Genomic DNA, 7,432 nt, shown 5'->3' on the forward strand with positions numbered 1-7,432 from the left:
GGTGGCGGCGGCGCTCGCGGCGGGGAACGAGCCGCTCGACGGAGAAGCCGCGGCGGGGAAGGAGCCGCTGGACGGGTATGAAGGGCCGGTCGGCTCGGGACGGGCCGTCGGCACCGGCTGGGCGCCCGCGCCGAGGATGCTCATCACGTCGGCGGTCGGGGCCGCGAAGGTCATCGTGCGCTGGTCGGCCATCTCGGCGCTGGAGCGGGCGGGCCGCTGCGCCGGCTCGACCAGATCGGCCAGGCCCGAGGAGGCGGCGGCCGGAGCCGGGGCCTTGGCGGGCCGCTGCGGCAGCGGCGCCTGCACGGTGGCGGCGTTGGGGTCGGCGGCGACGGGCTCGCGCTTGGCCCGGCGGGAAGGGCGCTCAGGGCGCCCGGCGGGGCGCTCGGCTGCGGGCCGGTCAGCGGGCCGGTCGGCCGAGGGACGTTCGGCGGCCGCGGGACGCTCTGCTGGGCGGTCGGCGGGACGCTCGCGCTCGACCGGCCGGGAGGCGCCCTTGCGGGCCGCGACCGTGCCGCCGGCGCCGAAGCCGCCCTCCTCCGCGTCACTGCGAATGTTGGCCCAGAACTCCTCGTCCTCGTCGTCGGAGTGCGGGTTGCCCCACTCGTCGACGCCACGCTTGCCACGCTGGCCCGTACGCACCGGTTTGGTCTTCGGCTCGTCGATCGGGCTGAAATCCGGGCTGAATTTACTCATTCGCGGCTCGTGCGCGGCGAACTCGTCCGTCGACCGCGCGTGCGTCTTCTCCTCCTTCTCGGCCATCTCCTTCAGCCGTTCGGGAGGGAGAGAACTCTCCCGCCGGTTCATGGAACGCATGCCCAGTGCCACGACGACGAGCACGAGGAGCACGACAGCGACCAAGCTCACGATAACCGCGGTCATTGCACCACCCTCAAAGCCATGGCCTCCCTGTGGCACCGGTGAGATCGCGCGGCCATCGACGCGATCTGCCCCCTTTGATCACCAGCGCCTAACAATTGGATCTGATTCTGGCGGACCACTACGAGCGTTGTCACACCCTAAGTGAAGAATTGGTAACCAATACTACCGACTGCTTTCGGGCCGTCACTCAATGTTGACCGCCGTGAGCCGTCCGCGGGCAATGGTCCGGTCCGCGATCTGCTTCAGGATCTCGGAAAGGGGGGCGCCCTCATCGTCCGTGACCTTTCCGCTCAGCGTGTAGACACTGAAACGGTAGCTGCCCCCGGGCTCGCATGGGGGCTGATAGCCCGTCTTCCCACTGGTGACCTTCGCCTGACCGGAGCCCTCCGGCGGGCTCTCGGCCGCGCCCGGCCCCAGCTCGGTCGTGGTGGCGGGGATGTTGTAGATCACCCAGTGCACGGCCGGTTCGGATGGGGTGTGGGAGTCGACCACGATCGCGATGGACTTGGCGTCCGGCAGCGGCCGGCTCGACCAGCGCAACGCCGGACTGCCGACGGTGCCCTTGCAGGAGTGCTGACGAGGCAGCGGCTTGCCCTCGCGCAGATCCGGGCTGGATACGTTGATCCTCGCGATGTCGCTGGCTTCGGACCTTCCGAAGATGGCGGAGCAACCGGACAGCGTGAACGCGCTCGTCACCGCAGTCACCATGACGGCGATGCGTCGCACGCGTCCAGCCCTGTTACGCAGCCCCATGCCGGATGATGCTACGCGGGTCTCGGCGGTGCGCCGACCGTTTCGGCAGGGTCGGTGGCCGGTGAAGAGCCCGAAATCCGCCACAATCGAGGGATGCAGCGGGACACCAGCATGACTTTCGCCGTCCTCGGCCCGCTCGAGGTCCGGCGAGACGGCGAGGTCGTGGACATCGCGGGGCGCCGCCTGCGTACCCTGCTTGGCCTGCTCGTTCTCGACGCCGGCCGGACCGTTCCCGTGGAGCGGCTCGTCGCCGGGATTTGGGACGGCCGTGAGCCGGCCGGCGTCACCAACGCCCTGCAGGCGCTCGTCTCCAGGCTCCGCGCGGCACTCGGAAAAAACTGGGCGCGCCAGCTCGTGGTGGCCGATCCGTCCGGTTACCGGCTGATGGCGGATCCGGATCAGGTGGACGCGCGCCGCTTCTCCGTCCTCGCCGGGCAGGGGCGGACGGCCCTCGCGGCCGGCGACGCCCCCACGGCTGCGGCGCTCCTGCGCGAGGCCCTCGCCCTGTGGCGCGGCCCCGTGCTCGCCGGGTTGCCCGGCTGCGCCGCCGCGGGCTCGGCGGCGCGGCTCGAAAGCCTCCGGCTGTCGTCCGCCGAGGACCGCATCGAGGCCGAGCTGCGCCTGGGCCGGCCCGGCGGCCTCCTCGACGAGCTCGCCGGCCTGCTCGCCGCCCACCCGCTCCGCGAGCGTCTGCACGGCCAGCGCATGCGCGCCCTGTACGACGCGGGCCGCCGGGTCGAGGCGCTGGCGGCGTACGAGGAGGCCCGCCGCACCTTCCGCGACCAGCTCGGGACCGACCCGTCCCCGGCCCTGACCTCCCTCCACCTCTCCCTTCTGCGCGGCGCCCCGGGCCCCGGCGGGCAGACGCCGCCCTCCGGCTCCGGGGCGGCGCCTCCCGGGCGGCCGGGACCGTCCCCTGCCCCGGAGAGCGTGAACCCGCCGGCCGGCCGGCGGGGGAACGTGCGGGCGCGCCTGACCAGCTTCGTCGGACGGGAGCGCGACCTCGCGCACACCGCCGCGCTGGTGAGCGGGAATCGGCTGGTGACGCTGATCGGCCCCGGCGGCGCGGGCAAGACGAGGCTGGCCATGGAGGTGGCGGGGAACGCCGACCTGCCCGACGGCGCGTGGCTGGCCGAGCTGGCGCCCGTGCAGGACGAGGCCGGCGTGGTGCAGAGCGTCACCAGCGCGCTCGACGTGCGCGACGGGCTGCCGCAGGCGTCCGGGCTGGGGCCGAGGGAGCCGCTGGACCGGCTGGTCGCGGCGCTGCGGGGCAAGCGGATGCTGATCGTGCTGGACAACTGCGAGCACGTCGTCGAGCAGGTGGCCCGGGTGGCCGACCGGATCCTCGCCGACTGCCCCGGCGTGCGGATCCTGGCCACCAGCAGGGAGCCGCTCGGCATCACCGGCGAGGTCACCTGGCCGCTGCCGCCGCTCGGCCTGCCGCCCGCCGGCGCCGGGCCGGGCGAGGCCGGCGCGTACCCCGCCGTGCGGCTCTTCGCCGAACGCGCCGCCGCCGTACGGCCCGGCTACGAGGTGGGCGCGGACGGCGAGGCCGTCGTGGCGATCTGCCGGGCGCTGGACGGGATGCCGCTCGCCATCGAGCTGGCCGCGGCCCGGCTGCGGTCGATGACCGCGGCGGAGATCGCCTCCCGGCTGGCCGGCGTGGGCCAGTTCCAGCTGCTCAGCAGCGGCAGCCGCACCGCCCAGCCGCGCCACCGGACGCTGCGGGCGGTGGTCGGGTGGAGCTGGGACCTGCTGGACGAACAGGAGCGGATCCTGGGCCGGAGGCTGTCGGTGTTCGCCGGGGGCGCCGGGCTCGCCACCGTCGAGCGGCTGTACGGGGACGTGCTCGCGCCGCTCACCCGGCTGGTGGACAAGTCGCTCGTGGTATTCGACGCCGGACGGTACCGGATGCTGGAGACGATCCGCGCGTACGCCCACGAACGCCTCACCGAGTCGGGCGAGCTGGAGGACGTGCGCGGCCGGCACGCCCGGTACTTCACCGAACTGGCCGAGGCCGCCGAGCCCGGCCTGCGCACCGGCGACCAGCTCGACCGCCTGGCCGATCTGACGGCGGAACACGAGAACCTGACCGCCGCCCTGCGCTGGACCACCAGCGCCTCCGGGGGCGCGGGGACGTGGGCGCTGCGGCTGGTCGGCGCGCTGGGCTGGTACTGGTGGCTGCGCGGGCACCGGCTGGAGGGCGCGCTCAGGGCACGCGAGGCGCTGGAGGCGGCCCCGGACGCGCCGGGGCCGGCGCGCGCCCTCGGCCTGGCCGTGTACGTGCTCAACGGCCTCGGCACGCTGCTGTCCTGGGAGGAGGCGGCGCGGGCCCAGGCGGAGATCGGCCGGCTCAAGGGGCCGCCGCCGCACCATCCGCTGGTGGCGATGGTCGGGCCGATGTTCGTGATGTTCGGCGCCACCCAGACGGCCGCCACCACGCTGATGGCGGAGATGGCCCGGCACCCGGACCCGTGGGTGGTGGCCGCCGGGCGGCTGTGCGGCGGGCTCGCGCACTACGCGGCCGGGCGCATCGAGGAGGGCGAACGCGACCACCTGGCCGCGCTCGACGGCTTCCGCGCCGCCGGCGACCGCTGGGGCGCCGGCACCGCCCTGGCCGGCCTGTCGGACGTCCACCTGCTGCGCGGAGAGACCGGGCGCGGCATCGACGTCATGCGCGAGGCGTTGCGGGTGATGGACGAGCTCGGCGCCCAGGACGACACCGCCTACATGCGGGCCAGGCTGGCGCTGGGCCTCAACCAGCTGGGCCGGCGTGCCGAGGCGGAGCGGATCCTGCGCGAGGTCGTCCGGCTGGTCACCGAGAACGGGGACCAGGTGGGCGAGGCGGGAGTGGTGGGCGCCTGGGGCGAGTTCGCCAGGCAGGACGGCGACGTGGCCGGGGCCCGCGACCACTTCGCGCGGGCCGCGGAGCTCATGGAACGGGCGACCGGGGTGCCGATCCAGATGGTCTCGGCGGTCAACTCGTCCCGCGGCCTGCTGGCCGTCGAGGAGGGCGACCTCGCGGGGGCGCGGCGGCTGGTCGCGCTGGGGCTGGAACAAGCCGCGGAGTCGGGCGACGCGCAGCTCATCGGGATCGCCGTCATCGCCGCCGCCGCGGTCGCCCTCGCGGCGGGCCGGGGCGGGGACGCCGCGATGCTGCTGGGCGGCGCCGAGGTCGTCAAGGGCATCGCCGCCGTCGTGGACTTCGACCATGTGCGGATCACCGCCGACACGAAGGCCGCGCTCGGGGAGGCGGAGTTCAGCCGCCACCTCGAACGCGGCCGCAGGCTCGACCGGGACGCCGTCATCGCCATGGCCATGCGGGTCTGACCAGCTCAGCGCCGGTTGAGAGCCAGCTCAGAGCCGGGTCAGAGCCGGGTCCGGAAGACCCTGATCGCCAGGGGCGCGAACACCACCACGAAGCCCGCCGACCAGAGCAGCGACACCAGCGCCGGGGACGCCACGTCGCCGCCGATCATCAGCCCGCGGATCGCGTCGGACAGGTGGCTCACCGGGTTGACGTCGGACCACGCCTTCAGCCAGCCGGGGAACGTGTCGGGCGACACCAGCGCGCTGCTGGTGAACGTTAGCGGCATCATCACCGAAAAGGCGATCATCTGCACCTTTTCCGGACTGGACGCCTTCAGCCCGATCAGCACCGACATCCACGACATCGCCAGCGCCACGACCACCAGCAGCGCCAGCGCGCCCAGCAGCCCGGCCACCCCGGTCGTCAGCCGGAACCCCAGCACCATGCCGAACCCGACCAGCAGCGCGAACGCCCACACCTGCTTGAAGGTGTCGGCGATGACCCGCCCGGCCAGCGGCGCGGTGCGCGCGATCGGCAGGCTGCGCAGCCGGTCGAAGACGCCCTTGGTGATGTCGGTGTTGAGCCCGATCGCCGTGGACAGCGTGTAGAACAGCGCGTTCTGCACCAGCAGGCCGGGCAGCGCGAACTGCAGGTAGTCGCCCGTCGAACCGGAGATCGCGCCGCCGAACACGTACGTGAACAGCAACAGGAACATGATCGGCTGGATGCTGAGATCGAGCAGCTCCCACGGGTTGTGCTTGATCTGCACCAGGCTGCGCCACGCCAGCGTCATCGTCTGGCTGACCGTGGCGCCGGGGCTCACCCGCCTCGGCGGCGCGGGCAGGGCGGTGGTCGCGGTCATGCGTAGGTCTCCTCGTCGGTCTTCTCCGGCTCCTCGGCGCGGTGCCCGGTCAACGCCAGGAACACCTCGTCGAGGCTGGACTTGCGCAGCGCCAGCTCCGAGGCCACGATGCCGAGGTCGTCGAGGCGGCGCACGACGGCGGGCACCACCGCGGGGTCGCGCACGGCGGCGGTGACCTTGCCACCGGCCACCACGGGCGGCTCGTCCACGACATCGGTGACGACCTTGGCCACCAGCTCCAGCTGATGCTCCGCCAACGGCCGCACCTCCAGCACCTGCGCGCCGGTGGTGGCCTTGAGCTGGTCGGAGGTGCCGGTCGCGATCACCTTGCCGTGGTCGAAGACCACGATGTCGTCGGCGAGCTGGTCGGCCTCCTCCAGGTATTGGGTGGTGAGCAGGACGGTCACGCCGTCGGCCATCAGCCCGCGCACCACGCCCCACAGCTCGGTGCGGCTGCGCGGGTCGAGGCCGGTGGTGGGCTCGTCGAGGAACAGCACCTTCGGCCGGCCCACCAGGCTCGCGGCCAGGTCGAGCCGCCTGCGCATGCCGCCCGAGAACGTCTTGGCGGCCCGCCCCCCGGCCTCGGCCAGGTCGAACCGCTCCAGCAGCGCCGTCGCCCGCTGACGCGCCCCGCGCCGGGGCAGGCCGAGCAGCCGGCCGATCATGAGCAGGTTTTCCACGCCGGTGAGCATCTCGTCGACCGCGGCGTACTGCCCGGTGAGACCGATCAGCGACCTGACCTGGTGCGGCTGCCGGCCGATGTCGAAACCGAGCACCGACGCGCGGCCGGCGTCGGGCACGAGCAGGGTCGCCAGGATGCGCACGGCGGTGGTCTTGCCGGCGCCGTTGGGCCCGAGGACGCCGAGCAGCCGGCCCGGCGGCACGGCGAGGTCGACGCCGTCGAGCGCCTTGGTCTCGCCGTAGTGCTTCACCAAGCCTTCGGCTTCAATCGCGTATCCCATGGGCTCACCCTGCCCGAGGCCACTGACACTTTCCGTACGCCGTCCACCGGCCGCTGACAGATCGCTGACGTGGCGCGAGCCCTAAGCTGGAGGCGTGAACTCACCTGGCCCCCTCCGCGAACCGGCGAACCGCGTCTCGCCCAGGGCCCGAGGGCTCTGGCTGCTCGAGGCGCTGATCGGATTCGTGCTGCTCGTGGGCGGGTCGATCCTGGTGGGCGGATGGGTGGGCGGCAGCGGATGGTCGTGGGTGCCCGGCTGGTTCGCCGACGCGCCATGGCTGCTGCCGGTCGTGGTCGGCGTGCTGACGACGCCGTTCCTGGTGGCGGAGCCGTTCGTGCGCTACGCGGTGCACCGGTGGGAGCTGTCGGGTGATGTCGTCTACGCCCGGCAGGGGTTCCTGACCAGGGAGTGGGTGTTCGTCCCGGTCAGCCGCATCCAGACGGTGGACAAGGGGCAGGGCTGGATGGAGCGGATGCTCGGGCTGGCGACGCTGGAGATCCGCACCGCCTCGCACGCCGGCTCCTCCACGATCAAGGGGCTCGACCACCAGGTGGCGGCCGGGCTCGCCGACGAGCTCGCCCGCCGCGCCGAGCAGCTCAGGGACGACGCCACGTGACCGCCGCCCCGGGTGCCGCTGCGGTTGAGCCCCAAGGTGCTGCTCAT

The 7,432-nt window shown here is 73.4% G+C and carries 5 protein-coding genes and 1 pseudogene; 2 read left to right on the top strand and 4 right to left on the bottom strand.

Going from position 1 to position 7,432, the window contains the following annotated elements:
• Positions 1–882: pseudogene (locus ADY59_RS45750) on the bottom strand (hypothetical protein); the annotation flags it as partial.
• Between the two features lie 183 nt (positions 883–1,065).
• On the bottom strand, positions 1,066–1,635 hold the full coding sequence (locus ADY59_RS45755) for a YbhB/YbcL family Raf kinase inhibitor-like protein (RefSeq protein WP_156326149.1): 570 nt from the start codon (positions 1,633–1,635) through the stop codon (positions 1,066–1,068).
• Positions 1,636–1,728: 93 nt separating this feature from the next.
• On the opposite strand from ADY59_RS45755, the gene ADY59_RS45760 reads away from it, so the two are divergent.
• Positions 1,729–4,965: an AfsR/SARP family transcriptional regulator gene (locus tag ADY59_RS45760; protein ID WP_082310901.1), complete on the top strand. Its 3,237-nt coding sequence runs from the start codon at positions 1,729–1,731 to the stop codon at positions 4,963–4,965.
• Positions 4,966–5,003: 38 nt separating this feature from the next.
• Here ADY59_RS45760 and ADY59_RS45765 read toward each other — a convergent pair whose 3' ends face one another.
• Both ADY59_RS45765 and ADY59_RS45770 read right to left on the bottom strand, forming a co-directional pair.
• Complete coding sequence (locus tag ADY59_RS45765) at positions 5,004–5,807, bottom strand: ABC transporter permease (RefSeq protein ID WP_049577155.1); 804 nt, start codon at positions 5,805–5,807, stop codon at positions 5,004–5,006.
• Positions 5,804–6,769: an ATP-binding cassette domain-containing protein gene (locus ADY59_RS45770; protein ID WP_049577159.1), complete on the bottom strand. Its 966-nt coding sequence runs from the start codon at positions 6,767–6,769 to the stop codon at positions 5,804–5,806. The genes ADY59_RS45765 and ADY59_RS45770 overlap by 4 nt, the downstream gene beginning before the upstream one ends.
• Positions 6,770–6,863: 94 nt before the next feature.
• Here ADY59_RS45770 and ADY59_RS45775 point away from each other — a divergent pair, with 94 nt between their 5' ends.
• Positions 6,864–7,385 carry a PH domain-containing protein gene (locus tag ADY59_RS45775; protein ID WP_049577162.1) on the top strand — a complete coding sequence of 174 codons (522 nt, stop codon included), beginning with the start codon at positions 6,864–6,866 and terminating at the stop codon, positions 7,383–7,385.
• Positions 7,386–7,432: the final 47 nt, after the last annotated feature.

It is taken from the genome of Nonomuraea sp. SBT364 (genome assembly GCF_001083785.1).
In the GTDB taxonomy this organism is placed as follows: Bacteria; Actinomycetota; Actinomycetes; order Streptosporangiales; family Streptosporangiaceae; genus Nonomuraea.

What these genes read in the sequence shown, in the direction of transcription:
- ADY59_RS45770 (WP_049577159.1), bottom strand. Translation starts at nt 6,769, where the DNA reads ATGGGATACGCGATTGAAGCCGAAGGCTTGGTGAAGCACTACGGCGAG.
- ADY59_RS45765 (WP_049577155.1), bottom strand. Translation starts at nt 5,807, where the DNA reads ATGACCGCGACCACCGCCCTGCCCGCGCCGCCGAGGCGGGTGAGCCCC.
- ADY59_RS45755 (WP_156326149.1), bottom strand. Translation starts at nt 1,635, where the DNA reads ATGGGGCTGCGTAACAGGGCTGGACGCGTGCGACGCATCGCCGTCATG.
- ADY59_RS45760 (WP_082310901.1), top strand. Translation starts at nt 1,729, where the DNA reads ATGCAGCGGGACACCAGCATGACTTTCGCCGTCCTCGGCCCGCTCGAG.